Origin of the sequence: Pseudomonas sp. PLMAX, assembly GCF_046042685.1 — a bacterium.
Lineage (GTDB): Bacteria > Pseudomonadota > Gammaproteobacteria > Pseudomonadales > Pseudomonadaceae > Aquipseudomonas > Aquipseudomonas putida_AE.
This window is the reverse complement of sequence record NZ_CP064949.1, coordinates 6,220,977-6,246,700: the sequence shown is the minus strand read 5'-3', so window position 1 is coordinate 6,246,700 and position 25,724 is coordinate 6,220,977. Positions and strand designations below refer to the sequence as shown.

Sequence of the window (25,724 nt, the reverse complement as noted above, 5' to 3'; positions counted from 1 at the left end):
GGGTAAAACGCCACGCGAGGAAGAAGTCATGCACATATTGCTGACCGGCGGTACTGGTTTGATAGGACGTCAGCTCTGCCGACACTGGTTGAACCAGGGGCACCGCCTTACCGTCTGGAGTCGGAGCCCTGCAAAAGTCGCGAAAATCTGCGGTGCCCAGGTGCGTGGTATCGCACGGCTTGAAGAGCTCGGGCAAGAGCCGGTGGACGCCATCGTCAATCTGGCCGGCGCGCCGATTGCCGATCGCCCGTGGACCCACAAGCGCAAGGCCCTGTTGTGGAGTAGCCGCATCACCCTGACTGAAACCCTGCTCGCCTGGCTCGAAAGCCGTGAACAGAAACCTCAGGTATTGATTTCGGGGTCCGCGGTCGGCTGGTACGGCGATGGGGGGGAGCGTGAACTGAGCGAGGATTCGCCGCCGGTCATCGATGACTTCGCCAGCCAGTTATGCATCGCCTGGGAGGAAACCGCCCAGCGTGCCGAGGGTTTGGGCATTCGCGTGATCTTCATTCGCACCGGGCTGGTGTTGTCGGCGGACGGCGGCTTTTTGTCGCGCCTGTTGCTGCCCTTCAAACTGGGGCTGGGCGGGCCTATCGGCAGCGGCCGGCAGTGGATGCCGTGGATTCATATCAACGACCAAATCGCCCTGATTGATTTTCTTCTGCATCGGCAAAGCGCCAGTGGTCCTTATAATGCCTGTGCGCCCAACCCGGTGCGCAATCGCGAGTTTGCCAAGACATTGGGCAGCGTGCTGAATCGCCCGTCGTTCATGCCCTTGCCAACCCTGGCGTTGAAGGTGTGCCTGGGCGAGTTGTCATTGCTTTTGCTGGGCGGCCAGAAGGCCGTACCGGCTCGCTTGCTGGAAGCGGGTTTCACTTTCCAGTTCACTGATTTGCGCGCGGCCCTGGACGATTTATCCAGCCGCCTTTGAAATAGGACGTTGCATGACCGATCACCCGTTGCTTCTGGTCAACCTGGGCTCACCGGCCTCCACTTCGGTGGCGGACGTGCGCCGCTACCTCAATCAGTTTCTGATGGACCCGTACGTCATCGACCTGCCATGGCCGCTGCGGCGCTTGCTGGTGTCGCTGATCCTGATCAAGCGTCCCGAGCAGTCGGCGCATGCCTACGCGTCGATCTGGTGGGACGAGGGTTCGCCGCTGGTGGTGCTCAGCCGTCGCCTGCAACAGGCAATGACTACGCAGTGGCACCATGGCCCGGTGGAGTTGGCGATGCGTTACGGTGAGCCGTCGATCGAGTCGGCACTGGTGCGCCTGGCAGCCCAAGGGCATAAGCGGATCACCCTGGCACCGCTTTATCCACAGTTCGCCGACAGCACCACCACCACGGTGATCGAGGAAGCCAAGCGCGTGCTGCGTGAGAAAAACCTCGACGTGCAACTGTCGGTGCTCCAGCCGTTCTACGATCAACCGGAATACCTCGATGCGCTGGTGGCCAGCGCCAAGCCGTATTTGCTGCAGGATTACGATCACCTGCTGTTGAGTTTCCACGGTTTACCGGAGCGGCACCTGACCAAGATCGACCCTACCGGTCACCATTGCTTGCGAGGCGAGAATTGCTGCCTGAACGCTTCGCCAGCAGTATTGATGACCTGCTACCGCGCCCAATGCCTGCGCACGGCATCCGAGTTCGCCAAGCGCCTGGGGTTGCCGGATGGCAAATGGTCGGTGTCGTTCCAGTCGCGCCTGGGGCGAGCCAAATGGATCGAGCCCTATACCGAAGCGCGCCTGGATGAGCTCGGCAAAAGCGGGGTGAAGAGGCTGCTGGTGATGTGTCCGGCCTTCGTCGCCGATTGCATCGAGACCCTGGAAGAAATCGGCGATCGCGGGCTGGAGCAGTTCCGCGAAGCGGGGGGAGAGGAGTTGGTGCTGGTGCCGTGCCTCAACGATGACCCGCAATGGGCGAAGGCGTTGAGTACGTTGTGCGAGCGGGCACCGTTGGTGCTTTAAAAGCATCCATCGCCAGCAAGCCACGCTCTTGTAGGAGCGTGGCTTGCCCGCGATGGCGTCCTCAAGGCTGCCTTAGATCAGCGGCTCATCCGCCTTCTTGTGCTTCCAGCTGTCATTGCCCGGCAGGATCAGGTTCAGCGCAATCGCCACCACCGCGCACAGCGCGATACCTTTGAGGCCGAAGTCGTCCGGGCCTGTGCCCGTACCGACCAGTACGCCACCAATACCGAACACCAGGGTCACCGAGACGATCACCAGGTTGCGCGCTTCGCCCAGGTCGATCTTGTGGCGAATCAGCGTGTTCATCCCCACGGCCGCGATCGAGCCGAACAACAGGCAGAGAATCCCGCCCATCACCGGCACCGGAATGCTTTGCAGCAGCGCACCGAATTTGCCGATGAACGCCAGGCTGATGGCGAAGATCGCTGCCCAGGTCATGATTTTCGGGTTGTAGTTCTTGGTCAGCATCACCGCGCCGGTGACTTCGGCGTACGTGGTGTTGGGTGGACCGCCGAACAGGCCCGCGGCAGTGGTGGCAATGCCATCGCCCAGCAGGGTGCGGTGCAGGCCAGGCTTCTTCAGGTAGTCGCGACCGGTCACGCTACCCACGGCGATCACGCCGCCGATATGCTCGATGGCCGGGGCCAGGGCCACCGGAACGATGAACAGGATCGCCTGCCAGTTGAATTCCGGAGCGGTGAAGTGCGGAATGGCGAACCAGGGGGCCGCCGCAATCTTCGCGGTATCGACCACGCCAAAGTAGAACGCCATGCCAAAGCCCACCAGCACGCCGGAGATGATCGGCACCAGGCGGAAAATGCCTTTGCCGAACACCGCGACGATCAGGGTGGTCAGCAACGCCGGCATCGAGATCAGCATTGCCGTCTGGTAATGAATCAGTTCACTGCCGTCACCGGCCTTGCCCATCGCCATGTTGGCGGCAATCGGCGCCATGGCCAGGCCAATGGAAATGATCACCGGGCCAATCACCACCGGCGGCAACAGGCGGTCGATGAAGCCGGTGCCTTTGATTTTCACGGCCAGGCCGAGGAAGGTATAGACAAAACCGGCCGCCATCACGCCGCCCATGGTCGCGGCGAGGCCGAACTGGCCCTTGGCGAGAATGATCGGGGTGATGAAGGCGAAGCTCGACGCCAGGAACACCGGTACCTGGCGCCCGGTGACGACCTGGAACAGAATTGTCCCCAGGCCTGCGGTAAACAGTGCCACATTGGGGTCGAGCCCCGTGATCAGCGGCATCAACACCAGGGCGCCGAAGGCCACGAACAGCATCTGGGCGCCAGACAGCACCGTGCGCCAGAGCGGATCGTTGAACTCTTGTTGCATGCTTACGCGTCCTTCTGCTTGGTGCCGAAGATCTTGTCGCCAGCATCGCCCAGGCCCGGGATGATGTAACCGTGTTCGTTGAGTTTCTGGTCGATCGAAGCGGTGTAGATGATCACGTCCGGGTGAGCTTTCTCGACCACGGCGATACCTTCGGGTGCAGCAACCAGCACCATGGCGCGGATGTCCTTGCAGCCGGCCTTTTTCAACAGGTCGATGGTGGCAACCATCGAGCCGCCGGTGGCGAGCATCGGGTCGATGATCATGGCCAGGCGTTCGTCGATTTCCGGCACCAGTTTCTCGAGGTAGGTGTGGGCTTCGAGGGTTTCCTCGTTGCGGGCCACGCCCACGGCGCTGACCTTGGCGCCCGGGATCAGGCTCAGCACGCCTTCGAGCATGCCGATACCGGCGCGCAGGATCGGTACGACGGTGATCTTCTTGCCGGCGATTTTCTCCACCGACACGGTGCCGCACCAACCTTCGATATCGTAGGTTTCCAGCGGCAGGTCTTTGGTGGCTTCATAGGTCAGCAGGGCACCGACTTCCTGAGCGAGCTCGCGGAAATTCTTGGTGCTGATGTCTGCGCGGCGCATCAGGCCGAGTTTGTGGCGGATCAGCGGGTGGCGGATCTCGAGGATGGGCATGGGAAAGGCTCCGGCGGCGGGCAAAAAAACCGGCCTAGATTAATCTATCCGAGGGTGATGTCCTATAGACATAAAGTACGTTAGTCCACAAACGCTTGATCTGGCCTCGCAGGATGCGTACCTTTGCCCGCTTTTCCGCACTTAGTCCCCCCGATACCACCCCCCAGGAGAGCGCCATGTCCGCTGATCTCGAGCATATCCGTCAAATCATGCGAGAGGCTGACTGCCTGTACACCGAAGCTGAAGTCGAGGCAGCCATCGCCCGCGTCGGTGCACACATCAACGATCAACTGGCGGACAGCAACCCGGTGGTGTTCTGCGTGATGAACGGCGGCCTGATTTTCGCCGGCAAACTGCTCACCCACCTGCAATTCCCCCTGGAAGCGTCCTACCTGCACGCCACCCGCTATCGCAACGAAACCAGCGGCGGCGAGCTGTTCTGGAAAGCCAAGCCGGAAATTTCGTTCATCGACCGTGATGTGCTGATCATCGACGACATCCTCGACGAAGGTCATACCCTCGGCGCTATCATCGACTTCTGCAAGCACGCCGGCGCGCGTAAAGTGCACACCGCCGTGCTGATCGACAAGGACCACGACCGCAAGGCTCGTCCGGACCTGAAGGCCGATTTCGTCGGTTTGCCGTGCATCGACCGTTACATCTTTGGCTACGGCATGGACTACAAAGGCTACTGGCGTAACGCCAACGGGATTTTTGCCGTTAAAGGAATGTAAGCGATGGCCACACCGAGCTTTCTTGATCAAACGCTGTTCACTGAATTGGCCGAGAAAGCCGTGGCCAATCCCCGTGGGCGCCAGCATCACAACTTCCACCAGATGGAAGACGCCTGCCACCGGATGGCGGTGGGTCTGCAACCGAGCACCTATATTCCGCCGCACCGCCACCTGGGCGAAAACAAGGCCGAGACCTTGCTGGTCCTTAAGGGACGGCTTGGGCTGTTGATTTTCGACGAGGCTGGCGCAGTGGTGAAAAAGCAGATCCTGCAGGCCGGCGGCGACTGCGTTGGCGTGGATTTGCCGACCGGTGTGTTCCATGGCCTGGTGGTGCTCGAAGCCGACAGCCTGATGTTCGAGTGCAAGGCGGGTCCCTATCGTCCGGTGGGCGAAGGTGAGCTGGCGCACTGGGCGCCGCGTGAAGGCGAACCCGGTGTTGCCGAGTATCAGGCCTGGATGCGCGCGCAATTCGATTGATTCTCCAACTGTAGGAGCGAGCTTGCTCGCGAAAGCGGTGTGTTAGCTGCGTTGATGTCGACTGACACGCCGTCTTCGCGAGCAAGCCCGCTCCCACAGGGGGTTGTGTTCACAGACTCACGTTCATCCGCCCATGCTAGAGTGCATGGCCCCGATTCCGGAGCCTGTCATGAGCCGTTTGATCCGCTGCTGTGCCGCCCTGTTGCTGACCTTCAGCCTGCCCCTGGCCGCCGCCCCGGCGCCAATGCACAGTCAATTCCTGCCGCCGGACGACCTGACCCTGCGTGATGCCGAACCCGAGCAGCAACAACTGCTGCAAGTCACCGAATATTCGGTGGTGGTCGGCAATCAGCGCCAGTCCAGCCAGCAGCCGATCCCTGTCACCTCGCCGCTGATGATTCGCCTCAAGGGCAAACCCTTGAACAAGGGCGCGACCATCAATCAGGTACTGGTCAATTTCGATGGCGAAAGCAAAAGCCTGAAGAAGCCGCTGTACGACGACAAGAGCAAGACCCTGACGCTTTATTACCCGCTGGCCCAGTACCGGGTGGTGATCGACTTGTTGCGCAACGACACGGTGTATTGCCAGTTTCTCAGCTACGCCAACGGCCACATCTGGGCCGATCTGCACACCGGGGCTGTTCGTCCGCGTTGAGCCCGGCGCCCGCGCAGGGGTAAACTGCCCGCCCCGTGAAATGTCTGCGAGCTGGAGTCGGCAATGCGTAAAGATAAGAAACAAGTGATTGGTGACGAGATCGGCGATGAGCAGATCAAGTTGTTCCTCGATTTCGAGCCGGTCGACGCGACTTCCCCGTCCCTGCACAAGCTGATCAAGGCCTATCGTGGCCTGCGGATCGACGACTTCGAGCGTTTCCTGACGTTCTTCGTCGAGGCAGGTTATGACGTGAACGGCAAGGATGAGCACGGCAATGATTTCGTTGCCTTGATCCAGGATCAGCGCAATGCGCCGGAATACATCGAGTTGATCAACAAGGCTCGCGGCTGACCGTCTGTAAAACATCGGGCCCCTTGTAGGAGCCGGCTTGCCGGCGAAGGCGGTGTCTCTGGCATACCGCGGCGTCTCCTTTCGCTGGCAAGCCAGCTCCTACAAAAAGGCACAAAAAAACGCCCCGCCATCATGGATGGACGGGGCGTTTTTTATGCGGCCGAATCAAGCGAAGCTTGGGGTCTCGCTGCTTTCTTCAACCAGTTCCAGGGCAACGTTGTTCTGCGAGTTGATCTTGCGATACAGCGCAGCGTCGGTTTCCAGGACTTTCTCGCGGGCCGGGAAGATCTCTGCCAATTTGGCAGCCCACTCACCCTTGGCTTTGCCCGGGAAGCATTTTTCGATCAGCTCGAGCATGATCGAAACCGTTACCGAGGCACCTGGCGAGGCACCGAGCAGGGCGGCAAGGGAACCGTCCTTGGCCGCGACCAGTTCGGTACCGAATTGCAGGACGCCGCCTTTTTTCGGGTCTTTCTTGATGATCTGTACCCGTTGGCCGGCCACTTCCAGGCGCCAGTCTTCGGCTTTCGCTTCAGGGTAGAAGCGGCGCAGGGACTCCAGGCGCTGCTCCATCGACTGCATCACTTCGCTGACCAGGTACTTGGTCAGGTCCATGTTGTTTTTTGCCACCGCCAGCATCGGGCCGATGTTGCCGGCGCGAACCGACAGCGGCAGGTCCATGAAGGAGCCGTGCTTGAGGAACTTGGTGGTGAAGCCGGCGTAAGGTCCGAACAGCAGGGATTTCTTGCCATCGACGACACGGGTGTCCAGGTGCGGTACGGACATCGGTGGCGAGCCTACGGCCGCCTGGCTGTAGACCTTGGCCTGGTGGTGCTTGACCACTTCCGGGTTGTCGCAGCGCAGCCATTGGCCACTGATCGGGAAACCGCCGAAGCCTTTGCTCTCTTCGATGCCCGAAGCCTGCAGCAGCGGCAATGCCGCGCCGCCTGCGCCGAGGAAGACGAACTTGGCGTCGACTTCACGGCTGTTGCCGCTGTTGACGTCCTTGATGCTGACAGTCCAGCCGCCGTTGTTGCGCTTGAGGCCGGTCACGCGCTTGCAGTACTTGACCTGGGCATCGGGGGCGCTGGTCAGGTGCTTGAGCAACTGGTTGGTCAGGGCGCCGAAGTTGACGTCGGTACCGTTGATCACGCGGGTGGCGGCGAGGGTTTCGCCAGGGTCGCGCCCAGGCATCATCAATGGCATCCACTCTGCCATTGTCGCCTTGTCTTCGGTGTATTCCATGTCGGCGAAGGCGTGGTGCTTATGCAGCACGTTGAAGCGTTCCTTGAGGAAGGACACGCCGCTCTCGCCCTGCACGAAACTCAGGTGTGGCACCGGGCTGATAAACGATTTGCACGAGCCGAACGTGCCTTTCTTGGTCAGGTACGACCAGAACTGCTTCGACACCTCGAACTGGGTGTTGATGTGCACGGCTTTCTTGATGTCGACGGTGCCATCGGCAGCCTGCGGCGTGTAGTTCAGCTCGCACAGGCCGGCGTGACCGGTACCGGCGTTGTTCCACGGGTTGGAACTCTCCGCGGCACCGGAATCCATCAGCTCGACGACTTCCAGCTTGATCGCGGGGTCGAGCTCTTTGAGCAGTACTGCAAGGGTGGCACTCATGATGCCGGCCCCAACCAGTACTACGTCGACTGCTTCGTTATGCGCCATTTAACGCGTCTCCAAAATCTGCAGCACCAAATTGTCGGCATGGCTGCCAGGCGTTCCGGGGCGAGTCAGTGATGCCCCTCAAACTCATGGCAGTATCGCCATGTCCGAATCTTCGCAATTTTTCGCAACTTCGACGGATGCTACCGGCCGGGTCTACTAAGAGTCCTATGAACTCATTTCAACGGGCGACTGGCAATTCGACTTATGGTCGATACATCCGCTTGTGCAACCAAATCCGTAGCGGACAGGCTTCAGGCTCCGGTATTCGAGGTGTACTCGGTCCTGTGTCGTTGGGCTGTACTGGACGCTAATGGTGCATATTCAGACGCAAAACTATTCATTTGCTCGCCACACTCTTGTGAAGTTGTGAAAACCCGTTTTTTTCACGCTCTTTTGAAGACGTGAACCTCAAAAAAGGGCTGTCCCAGCCTGGCACCGTGCCCGGAACGTCTGCCGCCAGGACATTCATGGCGGGCAATACGGGCAAACAGCTCAGTGACCGAGCGTAATGACAGCTCTGCAGATTCGCGAAAAGCGGTGGTTGTGCTTGAGGAACAGCAAGCGCGCCAGCTTCACTCGATCTGTGTGGGCGGCTCTCTGTGGGCGGTGCGGGGTGCCAAAACCGAAGCATTGACGATGCTGCGAGGCCCGATCAGGAGACGTCCTTATAATCGGGGGGAGATTGTAGCGAAGAAACGCAGGGAATTGGTCGTGTTTAATGACTTTTATTAGGCGTCTGGTCAGGTCGCCAGCAACTGTTGCACCCGTGAGCGAGGTGGATGCTGGCTGACGCGGGCACTGGCGGGCAGGGGTTGCTGCAGCCAGTTGAGGCGAATTTCCTCGATTTCGACCCAACCATCGCCCATGGGCTGTAGGCTGCACTGCTTGAATGCCTGGCAATGGCCGTTGCTGTCGAGCAGGGCAAAGCTGCGGTGCCGTGGGCGTGGGGCGAACAGCGAAACGAGAAAGCGCATGGCGAAGTACCTTGTGGGTGACTGCGGTGGAGAATGGCAGTGAGCCGTGACGCGCAAGTGTATGGGCGATGACAGATGCGTGACAGGCAGCCGATTCTGAAAGATTTGTCAGAACTTTCCTCAATGGTTGCGCTGGTTCGCTGCAGCGGCGCACCGCTATACTGCGGGCCTGTTAGTGCCTGATTCTGGAGAGAAGAGTATGTTGCAACGCCTGTTGTTCGGTTTGATCACTGTGACCAGCTTGACGTTGGTCGGCTGCGCCCACAGCCCGCAACAACTGAACCCGGAACCCAAGCTGACGGCGCAACTGGCGCCGGTCGGCCACGGCCAGCCGGTGGTGGTGCGCGTGGTCGACGGACGTCCGTCGCCTACCCTGGGTACCCGTGGCGGCCTGTACCCGGAAACCAGCGCGATTACCGTGCAGGGCGCGCAGATCCTGCCGAAACTGCAGGCGCAGGCCGAAGCGGCCGTGCGTTTGCTGGGCTTCACCCCGACCGCCAATGCGGCGAACGCGCCACAGATCACCGTGACCCTGGCCGAGTTGAAGTACCAGTCGCCCAAAGAAGGCATGTACGTGACCGAGGCAACCATTGGCGCGACCTTCCGCTCCGATGTGCAAAATGCCAACCGTCGCTACAGCGGCCGTTATGGCGCCTCCCTGGACCAGCGTTTCGGCATGGCGCCGAACCAGGAAACCAACACCAAGCTGGTCAGCGACGTGTTGAGCGATGCCTTGACCCGCTTGTTCAAGGACCCGACCGTGGGTCAGGTGCTCGGCGAGTAAAGGTTCGCCTGATGCCGAAAGCCCGGCGCCAGCAATGGTCCCGGGCTTTTTCATGGCCATTGGTCATTTGATTCGTTATTTGTCGCAAAGGCAGGGGCAGGCGCCCAGGCTTTCGGTAGAATTCGCCCGCGGTCACCTGTCCGGTGCCTGCCGCCCCGGTTACGTTTGAGGTTTGTGATGTCGCTGCATTTGATGACGCTGTTTACCGCCCATCCCGCCAAATTGATCAATCTGTTGGCCTTGCTGCTGGCCTTTCCGGGCAGTTGGTTGCTGCACGCCACCCGCCGCCGCGAACAGCGCGCGATGGCCAGTCTGCAGTCGCAGCGCCAGAGCAGTCCAAACCAGGAGCCGACGCTGGATTGGGCCACCCTGCGCATGAACCGGTTTTTCTACCGCTTCGGCTTTGCCTGCATGGGGCTGGCGTTGCTGGTGTCGTGGATCAGCACACAGGTCTAGAAGCAAAAGATCGCAGCCTGCGGCAGCTCCTACAGGTCAAAGCAATAAAAAACGGCGCCCGAGGGCGCCGTTGTCGTATCCGCCGTTAAAGCGGCAATCCAGCCTTGACCCGATACTGATTGCGCACCGGCGTCGCATATTGCAGCACCAGGAACGGGCGATGCTCCTCGGGGCAGGCGTCCAGACGTTGCTGCCATTGTTCCTGGGCCTTGGCCAGTTCCTCGGCCGGGAATATCTCGCTGGCCCTTGGCACCTGCAGTTGCGGGTCGGCATCCTGCCATTGGGCGTAGGCCAGGTAGTGCACCGGGAACAGGCGGTAACCGCCGAGGATCTGCTTGTCCATCTCGACCGCCAATTGCTTGGTGTCTTCGAACAGCTCAGTGATGGGCGCCGCAAAGTTCACGTGCACCCGACCCTTGTAGCCGGTGATGCCCTTGGCGATGCTCACGTCATCCTCGCCCGGAGCCTTGGTGTAGCTGCCGGTGGTGGCGCGGATGTAGAGTTCGCGGGCCTTGGCCTGGTCGCATGGATCGTACTCGTAGCTGATCGACACGGGGGTCAGGTTCAGCGAGCGGATGACTTCACCGAACGGCTCGTCCTTGCGGCTCATGTGGAACATCTTGAGGATCGCCGACTCGGTGCGGTCGTCGCCGTCCTTGGCCCGGCCTTCGGCCTGGGCGATCCAGATCGAGGCGCAATCGTTGCGGATCGAATGGTTGATGTACGCCGACAGCAGTTGGTACGCCGCCATCTTCTCGCGCCGACCGGTGATCGAGCGGTGCACGATAAAGCTCTTGTTCAGGCGCATCAGGTCGCTGACAAAGGGCTTCTGCAGCAGATTGTCGCCGATGGCGATGCGCGGGGTCGGCAGGCCGGCGTGGTACACGGCGTAATTGACGAAGGCCGGGTCCATCACGATGTCACGGTGGTTGGCGATGAACAGATAGGCGCTGCCGGACTTGAACTGCTCCACGCCGGTGTACGTCACACCGTCCGTGGCTCGCTCGATGGTGTGGTCGACGTAGTACTCGACCTTGTCCTGCAAAGTGGCCACCGAGGTGATGCCAGCGAACTCGCGGCGCAGCCGATGAGCTATAAGAGGTTTGAGCGCCCAGCCCAAGGCGCCGGCGAAACGCGGGAAGCGGAAGTGGGTGAGGATATCTAGAAACGCCTTGTCGCCGAGCAGTCGCGCCAGCACCGCTGGGACTTCGCTATCGTCGTAAGGTCGGATGGCATCGAATTCGCCCATCATGCTCTCTTGTTAGAAACGGCTAGGGTAAGTAAAGGTTTTGATCGAAAACCAGCAGGGTACGGTCTGAAAAAGTAGTCCAGACAAAAATAGCCCTGCAAATAGACCGGCGATTATACGCACAAGTCACCTGGGAGACCGCGATGCTGGAAACTGCGCAGTATGAATGCCCGTATTGTGGTGAAACAGTCGAGACGACTGTGGACTTGTCCGCTGGCGATCAGACCTATATCGAGGACTGCCAGGTCTGTTGTCGGCCGATCACGTTCGTGTTGCAGGTTCATGGAGAGGACTGGTTTCTGGAAGTCTTCAGCGAAAACGAGTGAGGGGCACCCATGCAGCGCATCTACGAACCGGAAAACCTGATGGAAGGCGAGTTGCTGCAAGGCATGCTCGCCAGCGAGGGCGTCGAGGCGCATCTGGTGGGCCGCGACCTGGTGGGCGCCACGGGGGAATTGCCGATCTTCGGCCTGCTGGGCCTGGCGGTGGAGAATGACCAGGCCGAATACGCCCGTGAGCTGATCACCGCGTACAATGCTGCGCTGCCGCTGTCCGGCGATGAACCGGAGAGCTTTCCCGGCACGCTGGTCTGTTAGGCTGGCGTTCGTTTGATCAAGAGTCGTGCTACCCCATGTGTGGACGTTATGCCCTGTTTCGCTGGAATCGCGACTTCGCGACCCTGCCAGGTTTTCCGGCCGATCAACAGGCCCAGTGGAACATTTCCCCCAACGATTCGGTGTTGATGCTGCGCGCAGGCCAGGACGGCCAGCGTGAACTGGCCCGTGCCCGCTGGGGCCTGACACCACCATGGCTGACCGACCTGTCCCGCACCCCGGCCCATGCCCGGGCCGAAACCGTTGCCGAGCAACCCATGTTTCGCGAGGCCCTGCGTCAGCGCCGTTGCCTGCTGCCGGCCAACGGTTTCTACGAATGGCGCGGCACCACGCGCAAGCGTCCGTACTGGCTGACGCCCGGTGAGGGTTCGTCGCTGTTTTTCGCCGCCATCTGGGAGGCGTACCCGGTGCAGGAGCAGGTGTGGCTGAGCACGGCGGTGATCACGCAACCGGCGGCCAGCCAGCGCCGGCCGTTGATTCTCGATGAGGCGGGGCAGGCCGCGTGGCTCGACCCCGAGACGCCGCTGCATGCCCTGCAAGCCCTGCTCGCCAGCGAGCCCGCGGCGTTGCGCGAGCGGGTGCTGGCCAACATGGTCAATGACCCGAAGCTCAATGGGCCGGAGTGTCTTACTCCGGGTTAATTTTTCCTGTGTTGGTGAGAGCTTTGCCTGAAAAAGGCGTCTTATCTCCTGTGTATCTGGCGTCGATACATTTCCACGCCTAGGATAGGCGGCAGTTTTCATGGAGTTTTTCGATGAGCAAGATTTTCGTTGTAGGTGCACTGGGCGCAGCGCTGCTGCTCGCCGGCTGTCAGTCGGTCAACACCACCAGCGGTGGCGCCGTCGGTGTCGAACGCAAGCAATACATGTTCAGCATGCTGTCCACGGATGAGGTCAATCAGATGTACGCCCAGTCCTATCAAAAGACGGTGGGTGAGGCGAGCGGCCAGGGCGTGCTGGACAAGACCAGTAGCGATGCCAAGCGCATCCAGGTGATTTCCGATCGACTGATTGCCCAGGCGCCGGTCTTCCGCCCGGATTCGGCCCAGTGGAAATGGGAAGTCAATCTGATCAAGAGCGATGAACTCAACGCCAACTGCGGGCCTGGCGGCAAGATCATTTTCTACACCGGCCTGATGGACAGCCTTAAGCTGACCGACGACGAAATCGCCGCCATCCTCGGCCACGAAATCGCCCACGCCCTGCGCGAGCACGGTCGTGAAGCGATGTCCAAGGCCTATGGCATCGAAATGGCCAAGCAGGGCGCTGGTGCCTTGTTCGGCCTGGGTCAGGACAGCCTGGCGCTGGCGGATACCGTGGCCAACTACGGCATGACCTTGCCGAACAGCCGGGCCAATGAAAACGAGGCGGACCTGATCGGTCTCGAACTGGCCGCCCGTGCCGGCTACAACCCGAACGCCGCGATCACCTTGTGGAACAAGATGGCCAAGGCGTCGGAAGGTTCGCCGCCGGAGTTCATGAGCACTCACCCTGCGTCCTCGAGCCGGATTGCATCGTTGCAGGCGGCGATTCCGAAAGTCATGCCGCTTTATGAGCAGGCCAAGAAATCCTGATAAAGATGCGGTGAGGCTGCTGGCGCCTTCGCGAGCAAGCCCGCTCCCACAGTTGGAATGCGCTCCCCTGTGGGAGCGGGCTTGCTCGCGAAGAACGATAACGCGGTGTATCGACCTACTGCGTCAAACCCACCCGCTGCTCTGCATCGCCTTGTACACCGCGACAATCGCCAGGATGAAAAACGCCGATGCCGCCAGTCGACGGATCAACGTCAATGGCAGTTTGTCCGCCGCAAAATTACCCGCCAGAACCACCGGCACGTTGGCAATCAGCATGCCCAGGGTGGTGCCGATGATCACCAGCCACAGCTCCGGGTATTGCGCGGCGAGCATCACGGTCGCGATCTGGGTCTTGTCGCCGATTTCCGCAAGGAAGAACGCGATCAACGTGGTCAGGAACGGTCCGAACTTGCGCGCAGTGCTGGCTTCGTCATCGTCCATCTTGTCCGGCACCAGGGTCCACAGGGCGGTGGCGGCGAAGCTCGCCGCGAGGATCCAGTGCAGCATCGTATCCGAGAAGAAACTGCCCACCCAGGCGCCTACCGCACCGGCTGCCGCATGGTTGGCCAGGGTCGCGGCGACGATGCCGGCGATGATCGGCCAGGGTTTGCGAAAGCGGGCAGCGAGAATGAGCGCGAGCAGTTGCGTCTTGTCGCCGATTTCGGCCAAGGCAACGATTGCGGTGGGTACCAGTAGTGAATCCAGCATCAGGGGTTTTCCTAAGGGGCGGGTCGACACGGCTATGACACGTACAGCCTTCCCGCCCCGGGTAAGGTGTTCGTGTCATAGGTCTTGTCAAACCCTGCGATCCATCTGATGTGGATGCTTGGGTCGCATGCGCCATGGCCTGAGGACCAAGTATGTTGACGCATGCCGGACGAGCATGGCGCTCGTGGGAGACTACTCCCCTAGGACGGAGCGGATTCTGCCTAGGCAAAATCCATTAGGCAAGTGCAAATTTCTATCCGCGTTTTGCCCGGTAGATGCGAAAACCCTGTCCTTCGGCCTTGATCGCGCAGACCCCGAGGTGCTCTTCGATCAGCGGTTGGTACTTCAGGAAACTGTTGGCTACGAGCCGTAGTTCGCCACCATTTTTCAGATGTTTGGCTGCTTTTCGCAACAGGTTTTCCGTGGCGTAGTAATCGGTATGCACACCGACATGGAAGGGTGGGTTGCTCAGGATTGCGCTCAAACCCATAGGTGCCGCGTCGATACCGTCACCGGTAATGACCTCCGCTTCCAGACCATTGGCCGCCAGGGTCAGGCGACTGCTGGCAGCGGCAAAGGCATCGACATCGAGCAAGGTGACCTGGTTGTGCGGATAACGGCGTTTCACCGCCGCGCCCAACACCCCGGCGCCGCAACCGAAGTCCAGCAAGTGGCCGCTGGGCAGTTTATCCAGGTGTTCCAGCAACAGCGCACTGCCGCGATCCAGTCGGCCGTGGCTGAACACGCCCGGCAGGCTGATGACCTTCAACGGGCCTTCGGCCAACGGCAATTCATAGGTCTGGGCCAGGCTTTCCAGGGGTTTGGCCTCTGGCGCGTTGGCTACGGTGACCAGCCACAGCTGGCAATGCCGCGCGCTGTCGAGCTTGCGTGGCTTGCCAAACGGGTTCAACTGCTTGGCGGCGCCTTCGATGCCGCTTTTTTTCTCACCGACCAGGTACAACTCGCGGCCGGCCAGCCGAGAGGCGAGGGCGTTGAGGATGTAATCGGTCAGGTCCTTGGACTTGGGCAGAAACACCACGGCGCTATCGAACGCGCGCTCAGGCGCGTCAACACCAAAATGGCTGCGCTCGGCAAAGCGCGCATCCAGCGCGGCCTGATCGCCGGCGTGCCAACTCCAGCCGTGGGCGTCGGGCAGGCGGCCCAGCAAGTCGTCGGCGGGCAGGCCGGCCAACAACACCGAGCCCTGGAATAATTCAGCCTGACGAAGCAGTACTTCACTGCGCGGATCCATAACTGCTCCTGTGAAAAAAAGTGCCGCAGTTTATCAACTGACGACCCGCAGCGCCTTACCGCTGATGTAGCCCTGGGCGTTTTCGGTCAATTGGCCAACAATTCGTTGCCGCGCTTCGCGACTGCCCCAGGCGTTGTGCGGGGTGACGATCAGGCGTGGGATGTCCTGGGCCAGCAGGGGATTGCCGTTGACCGGCGGCTCAACGCTCAGCACGTCGGTGGCGGCACCGCCCAGGTGGCCGTTGCGCAAGGCATCGGCCAGTGCCTGCTCGTCGATCAGGCCGCCGCGGGCGGTGTTGACCACGAACGCGCCGGGTTTCATCGACGCCAGTTCACGGGCGCCGATGAGGTGACGGGTGTGTTCGTTGAGCGGGCAGTGCAGGGTCAGTGCGTCGATTTGCGGCAGCAGTTGATCCAGCGGCAGGCGGTCTGGTCGGGCAGGGCGCCCGGGGATCTGGCCCAGCAGCACGCGCATGCCAAACGCCTCGGCCAGGCGCGCGACGGCGCCGCCCAATTCGCCGTGACCGAGCAGGCCGAGGGTTTTGCCTTGCAGTTCGACGATTGGATAATCCAGCAGGCAGAACTGTTTGGCCTGTTGCCAGCGCCCTTCACCGACGGCTTTCTGGTAGTCGGCCAGGCGCGTGGCCAGGTTGAGCAGCAGCATGATCGTGTGTTGCGCCACCGATGGCGTGCCGTACCCCTGGCAGTTGCACACGGTGATCCCGTGGGCGCGGGCGGCCGCGAGGTCGACGTTGTTGGTGCCGGTGGCGGCGATCAGGATCAGTTTCAGCTCGGGGCTGGCAGCGATGGCGGCCGCGTTGATCTGGATCTTGTTGGTGATGGCGACGCTGGCGCCCTTGAGGTGCTCGATCACTTGGTCGGGCAGGGTCTGGTTGAACAACTGCAGTTCGCTGAAAGCTTCGCGCAGCGGGCTGAGATCGAGATCGCCCAGGTCCAGGGATGGGTGGTCGAGGAAAACAGCGCGGTGAATGTTCGTCATCAACTGTACCTTTTGTGCAATGAACTGAAGGCGTAATCTGCCGAGCCTACCAGATGAAATAAATAGTTACGCTTGACCTTAAGGAGCCCCAATGTACTGGACCGAGTTCTTGACCGTTGCGCTGATTCACCTGCTGGCCGTGGCCAGCCCCGGCCCGGACTTTGCCGTAGTGGTACGGGAAAGCGTGACCCATGGTCGTCGCGCCGGCACCTGGACCGCGCTTGGCGTCGGTACGGCGATTTTCCTCCACGTTGGCTACTCGCTGCTGGGTATCGGGTTGATCGTGTCCCAGTCGATCGTGCTGTTCAACGCCTTGAAATGGGCCGCCGCCGCTTACCTGCTGTACATCGGCTTCAAGGCGCTGCGGGCGCAACCGGCCAAGGCCGTGACCGACGATCTGCACCAGGAAGCCGGCGAGCGCACCGCGCGCGGCGCCTTCACTTCGGGGTTCGTGACCAATGGCCTGAACCCGAAAGCCACGCTGTTTTTCCTGTCACTGTTCACCGTGGTGATCAATCCGCACACACCGCTGGCCGTGCAGGCCGGTTACGGGGTCTACCTGGCGGTGGCAACGGCGATCTGGTTCTGCCTGGTGGCCATGCTGTTCAGCCAGCAGCGCGTGCGCGCCGGTTTCGCCCGCATGGGGCATTGGTTCGACCGGACCATGGGCGCGGTGTTGATCGCCATTGGCGTGAAACTGGCGTTTACCGAAATGCATTGAGCGTAACCGTTCACAATGACCCATGGATGCTGGCGCAACGCTAGCATCCGTGCGGCTCTGCAAATCATCCCTTTGGCTGATTTGGCTGGCGATCAGGGGCACTACAGTGCTAACTCTACAGCCACGACCGAGCAGTCAGAAAAGGGATTCTTATGTTGCAGACTCGCGTTATCCCCCCAGCCGAAGGCGCTTACCAGTTTCCGCTGCTGATCAAACGGCTGCTGATGTCCGGCGCGCGTTATGAGAAAACCCGCGAGATCGTGTACCGCGATCAGTTGCGCTATAGCTATCCGACCCTGATCGAACGGGTCGCACGCCTGGCCAATGTGCTGACGGCCGCCGGGGTCAAGCCCGGGGATACCGTGGCGGTGATGGATTGGGACAGCCACCGATACCTGGAATGCATGTTTGCCATTCCGATGATCGGTGCGGTGATCCACACCATCAACGTGCGCCTGTCGCCGGAGCAGATCCTCTACACCATGAATCACGCCGAAGACCGCTTTGTCCTGGTCAACAGCGAATTCGTCGGCCTGTACAACGCGATCGCCGGGAACCTGACCACGGTCGAGAAAACCCTGCTCCTGACCGACCTGCCGGAAAAGACCGCCGACCTGCCGAACCTCATCGGTGAGTACGAGCAATTGCTGGCCGCGGCAAGCCCGCAGTACGACTTCCAGGACTTCGACGAAAACTCGGTGGCGACCACGTTCTACACCACGGGCACCACCGGCAACCCCAAGGGCGTGTACTTCACCCATCGCCAACTGGTTCTGCACACCATGGGTGTCTCGACGATCATGGGTTCGATCGACAGCGTGCGCCTGTTGGGTACCAGCGACGTGTACATGCCCATCACGCCGATGTTCCACGTGCATGCCTGGGGCCTGCCCTATGTGGCGACCATGCTCGGGCTCAAGCAGGTGTATCCGGGGCGCTACGATCCGGAGTACCTGGTGGAGCTGTGGCGCAAGGAAAAGGTCACTTTCTCGCACTGCGTGCCGACCATCCTGCAAATGGTCCTCAACGCCAAGGCGGCCCAGGACATCGACTTCGGCGGTTGGAAAATCGTCATCGGTGGCAGCGCGCTCAACCGTGCGCTGTACGATGCCGCGAAAGCCAAGGGCATCCAGTTGACCGCCGCCTACGGCATGTCGGAGACCGGGCCGCTGGTGTCCTGCGCGCACCTCAATGACGAACTGATGGCTGGTTCCGAGGACGAACGCACCACCTACCGGATCAAGGCCGGCGTGCCAGGGCCGTTGGTGGAGGCGGCGATCGTCGACACCGAAGGCAACTTCCTGCCGGCCGACGGCGAAACCCAGGGCGAACTGGTGTTGCGCGCGCCATGGCTGACCGAGGGCTATTTCAACGAGCCACAGAAGGGCGCCGAACTCTGGGCCGGTGGCTGGCTGCACACCGGGGACGTGGCGACCCTGGACAGCATGGGGGTGATCGACATTCGCGACCGGATCAAGGACGTGATCAAGACCGGCGGTGAGTGGATCTCCTCCCTGGACCTCGAAGACCTGATCAGTCGCCACGCGGCGGTACGCGAAGTAGCAGTGGTGGGGATTGCCGATCCGCAGTGGGGCGAGCGGCCGTTTGCCTTGCTGGTGCTGCGCGAGGGCCATGCCATCGGTGCCCGGGAACTCAAGGAGCACCTCAAGCCGTTCGTGGAATTGGGGCACCTGAGCAAGTGGGCCATCCCGAGTCAGATCGCCCTTGTTACTGAAATTCCCAAGACCAGTGTCGGCAAGCTCGACAAGAAGCGAATTCGCGTCGACATCACCGAATGGCAGGCCAACAACAGCACCTTCCTCTCGACGCTTTAAGCGTCCCTTGGCGTGCCCGAAAGGGCACGCCAGCCCCACCAAGCAAGCGCTTGGCTTGTCAAATCCGTATTTTCAGCCATTCTTGCCGTGCCGACACCTGTCGGCTTGGCAAAGGACTGTTCCAGAGTGGTCGGCAGGCTCAAATCACACTTTAGAGGGATCAAGCAGTACTACCTGCTGGCTATAGTCCGCTCAAGGATTTTTAAGAACGGAGCAAACGCACAAACCGGGGCGATGCAACTTTGGAATGACTTTGGGAAGCCATGGCTCCCTGTTATCCAAGCGTTTTTAGAAGTGCTATTTGCCATAACAATAAAATGCACATGGAGTAGCGTCGATGACATCAGTAAACCAGTTCTGGCGCCGGGCTAAACTACCTCTGGCCGTCAGCCTTGCCTCTACGCTCGCCGGGCCTGCATTCGGCGTCAGTTTCAACATCGGTGAAATCGAAGGTCAGTTCGACTCTTCCCTGTCGATCGGCGCGAGTTGGTCTACTGAAAGCGCCAACAAAAACCTCATCGGCGTCAACAACGGCGGCCGCGGCCTGTCCCAGACTTCCGATGACGGTCACCTGAACTTCAAAAGCGGTGAAACCTTCTCGAAAATCTTCAAGGGTATCCATGACCTTGAGTTGAAGTATGGCGACACCGGCATTTTCGTCCGTGGCAAATACTGGTACGACTTCGAGCTCAAGGACGAGAGCCGCCCGTTCAAGGACATCAGCGACGACAATCGCAAGGAAGGCGCCAAGTCATCTGGCGGCCAGATCCTCGACGCCTTCGTCTACCACAACTACGCCATTGCCGATCAGCCAGGTTCGGTACGTCTGGGCAAGCAAGTGGTGAGCTGGGGTGAAAGTACCTTCATCGGCGGCGGCATCAACTCGATCAACCCGATCGATGTGTCCGCATTCCGTCGTCCCGGTGCCGAGATCAAGGAAGGCCTAATTCCGGTCAACATGTTCTACGTGTCCCAGAGCCTGACCGAGAACCTCTCCACCGAAGCCTTCTACCAGATCGAATGGGACCAGACGGTCGCCGACAACTGCGGCACCTTCTTCTCGCAACCGGACGTGATCGCCGATGGTTGCGACAATAACCTGGCGGTACTGCGCACCCAACAAAGCCTTCGCAGCGCATTGGGCCCCGCTGCTACACCTGCTCTCAACGTTCTGGCTGCCAGGGGCGTGACTTGGGGTAACCCGGACGAAGGCGTCATCGTTCGTCGCGGTCCAGATCGCGATGCCCGCGACAGCGGCCAGTTCGGTGTTTCCTTTAAGTACATGTTCGATCCGCTGGACACTGAGTTCGGTGCTTATTTCATGAATTACCACAGCCGTGCGCCGATTTTCAGCGGCCATGGCGCGCCGGCGAGCGCCTACAGCCCGCAGGCTCTGGGTGGCGCACTGGTTGGCGCCGGTCTTCCGCCCCAGCTCGCAGGTGCTGCGACTGCACAGCTGCTGCCGTTGGTTGTGGCGGGCAACTCCAGCTACTACGTCGAATACCCTGAAGATATCCGCCTGTACGGCTTGAGCTTCTCCACCACCCTGCCGACAGGCACCGCGTGGAGTGGTGAACTCAGCTACCGTCCGAACGCTCCGGTCCAGCTCAACACCACCGACATCCTCTTCTCCGGCCTGACGCCGCTGAACCCTAACGTGTCCGTGCTCCAGGGCACCCCAGGGCAGGATCAACAAGGTTATCGCCGCAAGGAAGTGACCCAGCTGCAAACGACCCTGACCCACTTCTTCGACCAGGTGATGGGCGCCGAGCGTCTGACCCTGGTGGGTGAAGTCGGCTGGACCCACGTTGGCGGCCTGGAAAGCAATTCCAAGGCACGTTACGGCCGTGACCCGAGCTATGGCCCTGGCCCATTGCCAAACAACCAGTGCGTGACCTTGAACAGCGGTACCTTGGCAGGCGGTCCGCAAAACAACGTCAGTCGCTACTGCGAAAACGACGGCTTCACCACGGCCAACTCCTGGGGTTACCGCGGTCGTGCCATCTGGGAATACAACGACGTATTCGCCGGTGTGAACCTCAAGCCGAACGTGGCCTGGTCCCACGACGTGGAAGGTTACTCGCCTGGTCCTGGCGGCAACTTCGAGGAAGGTCGCAAAGCGGTCAGCCTGGGCGTCGATGCCGAGTACCAGAACACCTACACCGCAAGCCTGGCGTACACCAACTTCTTCGACGGCAAGTACACCACCGTGGATGACCGCGACTTCGTTGCGCTCAGCTTCGGCGTGAACTTCTAAGCACTCTATTTTCAGGACGAGCACATACACATGAAAATAACCAAGAGTCTGTTCCACGCCGGTGTCCTGGGGCTTTCGCTGCTGGCGACCGGTGTCATGGCAGCGGTCCCGGCGGCCGAAGCGGACAAGCTGGGCAAGAGCCTGACCCCGATGGGCGCCGAAATGGCCGGTAATGCCGACGGTTCGATCCCGGCCTGGAAGCCCATGCCGAAGAACGCCGGTACTGTTGACAGCAAAGGTTTCCTGTCCAATCCGTACGCCAGCGAAAAACCGCTGTTCACCATCACGGCGCAGAACGTCGACCAGTACAAGGACAAGCTCGCCCCGGGTCAGTACGCGATGTTCAAGCGCTACCCGGAAACCTTCAAGATGCCGGTCTACACCTCCCATCGCGGTGCAACCGTGCCGGATGACGTGTTCGCCGCCATCAAGCGCAACGCCACCAAGACCAACCTGGTGTCCGGTGGTAACGGACTGGAGAACTTCGAAACCGCCATACCGTTCCCGATTCCGAAAAGCGGCGTCGAAGTGATCTGGAACCACATCACCCGCTATCGCGGCGGCAGCGTGACCCGTCTGGTCACCCAGGCCACGCCACAGCCGAACGGCTCGTTCAGCCTGGTGTACTTCCAGGACCAGTTCGTGTTCCGTGACAAGATGAAGGATTACGATCCGGCGAACCCGGGCAACATCCTGTTCTACTTCAAGCAGAAAGTGACCGCGCCGGCGCGTCTGGCCGGTGGTGTGCTGCTGGTTCACGAAACCCTCGACCAGGTCAAGGAGCCGCGTTCGGCATGGGTCTACAACGCCGGCCAGCGTCGTGTGCGTCGTGCGCCACAAGTGTCCTATGACGGGCCGGGTACCGCTGCCGATGGCTTGCGTACCTCCGACAACCTGGACATGTACAACGGTGCGCCGGATCGTTACGACTGGAAACTCGAAGGCAAGAAAGAGATGTACATCGCCTCCGACGCCTACAAGCTCGACGATCCGAAGCTCAAGTACACCGACATCATCAAGGCCGGCCATATCAACCAGGACCTGGCTCGCTACGAGCTGCGCCGGGTCTGGCATGTGGTTGCAACCCTGAAGGAAGGCCAGCGTCACATCTACGCCAAGCGTGACTTCTACATCGACGAAGACACCTGGCAGGCCGCAGTGATCGACCACTACGACGGCCGCAACCAACTGTGGCGCGTTGCCGAGGCGCATGCCGAGAACTACTACGACAAGCAAGTGCCGTGGTACGCCCTGGAAACCCTGTACGACCTGCAATCGGGTCGCTACCTGGCGCTGGGCATGAAGAACGAAGAGAAGTCGGCGTATGACTTCGGCTTCACCGCCACCACCAGCGACTTCACCCCGGCGGCGTTGCGCCAGGATGGTGTTCGCTAACGTGCAATGACCTGAGGCCGCATCCTCTGGAAAAACGCCCCGACTGGTTCGGGGCGTTTTTTTTCTGTAGGAGCGAGCTTGCTCGCGATGGTCGTCAACGATAACGCTTGAAACCAGGCAGCCCGCGGCGCTCTCTGGTTACTCGTCGGAACGCCGCCCGGAGCAAGCTCGCTCCTACAGTGTTTAGAGTTTTTGTAGCCATTTGTAGCAATAACCTTCATTCCCTCATCGTTTACCGCTAGTCTGCGGACATCTGCAACGCCGCCACCCGCAATTCAAACAAGAGCCGGCCATGACTGATCTGTCCCCACCACCCGGTCCTGCAAGCGTCGCTGTCGCCGCGCTGGACGGGCGCTTTTTCCGACCGCCATTGCCCGACGGCCATGTGTTGCGCCCACGCCTGTGCGAGCGCTTGAGCGCAGGCTTGGGTGGCAGGTTGCTGCTGGTCAGCGCACCGGCCGGGTTCGGCAAGAGTTCGTTGGCGGTGGAGTTCTGTCAGGCGCTACCAGCTCATTGGCAAAGTCTGTGGCTGGGGTTGAGCCCGCGAGACAGCGACCCCGGTCGATTCCTCGAGCGATTGCTCGAAGGCCTGCAGGACTTTTTTCCGCAATTGGGCAGGCAGTCCCTCGGCTTGTTGAAAATGCGCCAGCGGCATCAGCCGTTCGCCTTCGAAGAATGGCTGGACGGGCTGCTCGACGAACTGGCCGTGCACCTGTCGACAGCGACTCCGCTACTGCTGGTGCTCGATGACTATCACCTGGCCCAGGGCCCCGTACTCGATCGCTGCCTGCAGTTTTTCCTCAATCACCTACCCGATGGCTTGCTGGTGATGGTCACCAGCCGCCAGCGTCCAGACTGGCACCTGGCGCGATTGCGCCTGTCGCGCCAGCTGCTGGAGCTGCATGAGCAGGACCTGCGCCTGACCCACGATGAAGCCTTGAGCCTGCTCGATCGGCACAGCAGTTCCTTGCGTGGCGAGGCGCTGGAAAACCTGATCCAGCGCAGCGAAGGCTGGGTAGCCGGGTTGCGCTTCTGGTTGCTCGCCGCCTCCGAGGCGGGCACCCAAGGCGCGTTGCCCCAGGCGCTGCACGGCGGGGAAGGGCTGATCCGCGACTACCTGCTCGAAGAGGTGATCGATTGCCTGCCGGCCGAAGTACAAGCCTTCCTCTACGACACCGCCCCGCAGGAACGCTTTTGCAGTGAGCTATGCGACGCCGTGCGCGACGCCCATGACAGCGCCGCGATCCTCAGCTTCCTGGCCGCCCACCAGGTGTTCCTGGTGCCGCTGGACGAGCACGGCCACTGGTATCGTTACCACCATCTGTTTTCCGATCTGCTGCGCACCCGGCCCGGCGCGCAGTCGATGGTGCCGGCCGCGAGCCTGCACCTGCGCGCCTGTCGCTGGTTCAATGCCCAGGGCCTGCTCGATGAGGCGGTCGAGCAGGCGTTGCGGGCAGGACATTTGGACGTTGCGGCCAACCTGGTGCAGAACCTTTCCGAAGAACAACTGCTGGCCGAACAGAACGTCGGCATGTTGCTGCGCTGGAAAATGGACCTGCCCGATAGCCTGCTGATCAGCACCCCGCGCTTGATCGTGCTCTACAGCTGGGCGTTGGGGCTGGCCTGCCAGCTGGACGCCGCCGAGGAACTGGCCAGCCACCTGAGCCGCTTCCTGCCGGCACCATCGGCCACCGCGCAAAAGTCGATGCTGGCGCAATGGCTGGCCTTGAGCGGGATCATCGCGCGCGGGCGCGGTAACCGCGAACTGACGATACGCTATTGCACCGAAGCGCTGGAGAGCCTGCCGTGCAAGCGTTATGGCCAGCGATTGGTGTGCCTCTCGACCCTGTCCAACCTGGCCATTGCCGATGGCGATATGTGGCGTGCGAGGAATTTGAACCGCGAGTCCCTGGAGCTGGCCCAACGGGTGGGCAACCCGCTGTTCGAGGCGTTGGCGCACTACGACCGCGCTCGAGTATTGCAGGCGCGGGGTGAAGTGCTGCGTTCGCTGGATGAAGTCCGCCAAGGGCTGCAACGCCTGCAGGGCTTGCCTGCGCAGAGGCTCTTCGCAGTACGCGCCCGACTGACGCTGTACGAGGGTTTTCTGTTGGCCGTGCGCCTGCAGCCACAGGCAGCGCGGTTGCGCTTGCAGGCCGGCTTGAGCGAGGCCCGTGCCTGTCGCGACATCAGCGTGCTGATTGGTCATTGCGTGATCGCCCGGCTTGAGGGCAGCAGCGGCGAGTTCGCCAAGGCCTTTGCCGAACTCGCCGAAGCGGAACGGCTGATGCACATCTGGGACGTGCCGCCGATCTACTACCTGGCGATGATTACCCTGGTCAAATGCGAACTCTGGCTGGCCCAGGGGCGTACCGACCTGGCGCAAGCCTGGTTGACCCGATTGGGCCAGACCTACAACGGTGAGCAGCCGGCCGCACCCCCGGAATTCCATCCGCAACTGCCGCTGCACATCGAACTGCAGCAAGCCTTGCTGGAGGTCATCCAGAACCAGCCGATGCTGGCCGAAGGGCGCTTGAATACGCTGCTGGAAAATGGCCAGCAAACCGGTCGGCAGATGCTCAGCGCAATGGCGCTGACGCAAAAGGTTTCGTTGTTGCTGGGCAGCGGACGCGAGCCCGAGGCCCGCAAGGCGCTGGTCCAGGCCTTGGATGCCGCCGCCGGGGGCGTGTTGCAACCCTTCGAAGGGCTATTGGCCGAGCACCCGGACTGGCTGCGCGGACAACTTCTACTCTGCACGCCGACCACGGTTTCCCGGGACCTCTCAGAAAAACTTCCAGCCGTGGCCTCTCGCCCGACACCGGAACCCACTCCCGCCTCGGAACAACTCAGCACCCGGGAAATGGCCGTCCTGCGCCTGATTGCCCAAGGCTGCTCGAATCAGGAGATCAGCGACCAGCTGTTCATTTCCCTGCACACGGTGAAAACCCATGCCAGCCATATCAACAGCAAGCTGGGGGTAGAGCGGCGGACACAGGCCGTGGCGCGGGCGAAGGAGTTGGGGGTGCTGGTGTAGCGTCAGCCGCCCCTCACGTCCCGCAAT

Annotated in this window: 25 protein-coding genes and 1 riboswitch; of the genes, 17 read left to right on the top strand and 8 right to left on the bottom strand. The window is 61.1% G+C overall.

Annotation, left to right across the window (positions count from 1 at the left end; translation table 11 throughout):
• The first annotated feature begins 28 nt into the window (after nt 1-28).
• On the top strand, nt 29-931 hold the full coding sequence (locus tag DKB71_RS28395) for a TIGR01777 family oxidoreductase (RefSeq protein WP_408598832.1): 903 nt from the start codon (nt 29-31) through the stop codon (nt 929-931).
• 13 nt (nt 932-944) lie between these two features.
• A complete protein-coding gene (gene hemH, locus DKB71_RS28390) occupies nt 945-1,970 on the top strand; it encodes a ferrochelatase (RefSeq protein ID WP_408598830.1) in 1,026 nt (341 codons plus the stop codon).
• 72 nt (nt 1,971-2,042) lie between these two features.
• Here hemH and DKB71_RS28385 read toward each other — a convergent pair whose 3' ends face one another.
• Both DKB71_RS28385 and upp read right to left on the bottom strand, forming a co-directional pair.
• Nucleotides 2,043-3,317, bottom strand: coding sequence for a uracil-xanthine permease family protein (locus DKB71_RS28385; protein WP_274074175.1), 1,275 nt, complete (start codon nt 3,315-3,317; stop codon nt 2,043-2,045).
• A 2-nt stretch (nt 3,318-3,319) separates the two neighbouring features.
• On the bottom strand, nt 3,320-3,958 hold the full coding sequence (upp, locus tag DKB71_RS28380) for a uracil phosphoribosyltransferase (protein WP_008060213.1): 639 nt from the start codon (nt 3,956-3,958) through the stop codon (nt 3,320-3,322).
• Between the two features lie 176 nt (nt 3,959-4,134).
• Here upp and DKB71_RS28375 point away from each other — a divergent pair, with 176 nt between their 5' ends.
• The 4 genes from DKB71_RS28375 (at nt 4,135) to DKB71_RS28360 (ending at nt 6,175) form a co-directional block, all read left to right on the top strand.
• On the top strand, nt 4,135-4,692 hold the full coding sequence (locus tag DKB71_RS28375) for a hypoxanthine-guanine phosphoribosyltransferase (RefSeq protein ID WP_274074176.1): 558 nt from the start codon (nt 4,135-4,137) through the stop codon (nt 4,690-4,692).
• 3 nt (nt 4,693-4,695) lie between these two features.
• Nucleotides 4,696-5,169 carry a WbuC family cupin fold metalloprotein gene (locus DKB71_RS28370; protein ID WP_323606986.1) on the top strand — a complete coding sequence of 158 codons (474 nt, stop codon included), beginning with the start codon at nt 4,696-4,698 and terminating at the stop codon, nt 5,167-5,169.
• Between the two features lie 169 nt (nt 5,170-5,338).
• Nucleotides 5,339-5,824, top strand: coding sequence for a hypothetical protein (locus DKB71_RS28365; RefSeq protein WP_408598827.1), 486 nt, complete (start codon nt 5,339-5,341; stop codon nt 5,822-5,824).
• Between the two features lie 63 nt (nt 5,825-5,887).
• Nucleotides 5,888-6,175 carry a PA4642 family protein gene (locus DKB71_RS28360; RefSeq protein WP_274074179.1) on the top strand — a complete coding sequence of 96 codons (288 nt, stop codon included), beginning with the start codon at nt 5,888-5,890 and terminating at the stop codon, nt 6,173-6,175.
• A gap of 165 nt (nt 6,176-6,340) precedes the next feature.
• On the opposite strand, the gene mqo is transcribed toward DKB71_RS28360, so the two are convergent.
• Both mqo and DKB71_RS28350 read right to left on the bottom strand, forming a co-directional pair.
• Entirely contained in the window at nt 6,341-7,849 is a 1,509-nt protein-coding gene (mqo, locus tag DKB71_RS28355) for a malate dehydrogenase (quinone) (protein WP_323606983.1), read from the bottom strand.
• 740 nt (nt 7,850-8,589) lie between these two features.
• Nucleotides 8,590-8,823, bottom strand: coding sequence for a hypothetical protein (locus tag DKB71_RS28350; RefSeq protein ID WP_274074181.1), 234 nt, complete (start codon nt 8,821-8,823; stop codon nt 8,590-8,592).
• A 199-nt stretch (nt 8,824-9,022) separates the two neighbouring features.
• Between DKB71_RS28350 and DKB71_RS28345 the strand changes: the two genes are divergently transcribed.
• On the top strand, nt 9,023-9,607 hold the full coding sequence (locus DKB71_RS28345; protein ID WP_056726255.1) for a YajG family lipoprotein: 585 nt from the start codon (nt 9,023-9,025) through the stop codon (nt 9,605-9,607).
• A gap of 177 nt (nt 9,608-9,784) precedes the next feature.
• On the top strand, nt 9,785-10,063 hold the full coding sequence (locus DKB71_RS28340; protein WP_323606981.1) for a hypothetical protein: 279 nt from the start codon (nt 9,785-9,787) through the stop codon (nt 10,061-10,063).
• An 85-nt stretch (nt 10,064-10,148) separates the two neighbouring features.
• Here the strand turns inward: DKB71_RS28340 and DKB71_RS28335 are convergent, their stop codons facing one another.
• Nucleotides 10,149-11,315: a 1-acyl-sn-glycerol-3-phosphate acyltransferase gene (locus DKB71_RS28335; protein WP_408598824.1), complete on the bottom strand. Its 1,167-nt coding sequence runs from the start codon at nt 11,313-11,315 to the stop codon at nt 10,149-10,151.
• 140 nt (nt 11,316-11,455) lie between these two features.
• Here DKB71_RS28335 and DKB71_RS28330 point away from each other — a divergent pair, with 140 nt between their 5' ends.
• From DKB71_RS28330 to DKB71_RS28315, 4 genes are all read left to right on the top strand, one after another.
• Complete coding sequence (locus DKB71_RS28330; protein ID WP_274074184.1) at nt 11,456-11,638, top strand: CPXCG motif-containing cysteine-rich protein; 183 nt, start codon at nt 11,456-11,458, stop codon at nt 11,636-11,638.
• Between the two features lie 9 nt (nt 11,639-11,647).
• Nucleotides 11,648-11,908, top strand: a complete 261-nt coding sequence (locus tag DKB71_RS28325) for a putative signal transducing protein (protein ID WP_274074185.1) — start codon at nt 11,648-11,650, stop codon at nt 11,906-11,908.
• Nucleotides 11,909-11,943: 35 nt separating this feature from the next.
• Nucleotides 11,944-12,567 (top strand): SOS response-associated peptidase, encoded by a 624-nt coding sequence (locus DKB71_RS28320; RefSeq protein WP_046818982.1) that lies wholly within the window; start codon nt 11,944-11,946, stop codon nt 12,565-12,567.
• Between the two features lie 113 nt (nt 12,568-12,680).
• Nucleotides 12,681-13,499: a M48 family metallopeptidase gene (locus DKB71_RS28315; protein WP_323627069.1), complete on the top strand. Its 819-nt coding sequence runs from the start codon at nt 12,681-12,683 to the stop codon at nt 13,497-13,499.
• Nucleotides 13,500-13,622: 123 nt separating this feature from the next.
• On the opposite strand, the gene DKB71_RS28310 is transcribed toward DKB71_RS28315, so the two are convergent.
• From DKB71_RS28310 to DKB71_RS28300, 3 genes are all read right to left on the bottom strand, one after another.
• Nucleotides 13,623-14,207, bottom strand: a complete 585-nt coding sequence (locus DKB71_RS28310) for a TMEM165/GDT1 family protein (RefSeq protein WP_008016665.1) — start codon at nt 14,205-14,207, stop codon at nt 13,623-13,625.
• A 90-nt stretch (nt 14,208-14,297) separates the two neighbouring features.
• A riboswitch (yybP-ykoY riboswitch) is annotated at nt 14,298-14,420 on the bottom strand.
• A 40-nt stretch (nt 14,421-14,460) separates the two neighbouring features.
• Nucleotides 14,461-15,459, bottom strand: coding sequence for a class I SAM-dependent methyltransferase (locus DKB71_RS28305; RefSeq protein ID WP_323606975.1), 999 nt, complete (start codon nt 15,457-15,459; stop codon nt 14,461-14,463).
• Nucleotides 15,460-15,492: 33 nt separating this feature from the next.
• Nucleotides 15,493-16,458: a 2-hydroxyacid dehydrogenase gene (locus DKB71_RS28300; protein WP_323627067.1), complete on the bottom strand. Its 966-nt coding sequence runs from the start codon at nt 16,456-16,458 to the stop codon at nt 15,493-15,495.
• Between the two features lie 91 nt (nt 16,459-16,549).
• Between DKB71_RS28300 and DKB71_RS28295 the strand changes: the two genes are divergently transcribed.
• The 5 genes from DKB71_RS28295 to DKB71_RS28275 all read left to right on the top strand — a co-directional run bounded on the left by DKB71_RS28295 (nt 16,550) and on the right by DKB71_RS28275 (nt 25,697).
• Complete coding sequence (locus tag DKB71_RS28295) at nt 16,550-17,179, top strand: LysE family translocator (RefSeq protein WP_274074189.1); 630 nt, start codon at nt 16,550-16,552, stop codon at nt 17,177-17,179.
• A 152-nt stretch (nt 17,180-17,331) separates the two neighbouring features.
• Complete coding sequence (locus DKB71_RS28290) at nt 17,332-19,014, top strand: fatty acid--CoA ligase (protein ID WP_323606970.1); 1,683 nt, start codon at nt 17,332-17,334, stop codon at nt 19,012-19,014.
• Between the two features lie 337 nt (nt 19,015-19,351).
• Nucleotides 19,352-21,271: a DUF1302 domain-containing protein gene (locus DKB71_RS28285; RefSeq protein WP_408598819.1), complete on the top strand. Its 1,920-nt coding sequence runs from the start codon at nt 19,352-19,354 to the stop codon at nt 21,269-21,271.
• 30 nt (nt 21,272-21,301) lie between these two features.
• Nucleotides 21,302-22,666, top strand: coding sequence for a DUF1329 domain-containing protein (locus DKB71_RS28280; protein WP_274074192.1), 1,365 nt, complete (start codon nt 21,302-21,304; stop codon nt 22,664-22,666).
• A gap of 292 nt (nt 22,667-22,958) precedes the next feature.
• Nucleotides 22,959-25,697, top strand: coding sequence for a LuxR C-terminal-related transcriptional regulator (locus tag DKB71_RS28275; protein ID WP_408598816.1), 2,739 nt, complete (start codon nt 22,959-22,961; stop codon nt 25,695-25,697).
• Nucleotides 25,698-25,724: the final 27 nt, after the last annotated feature.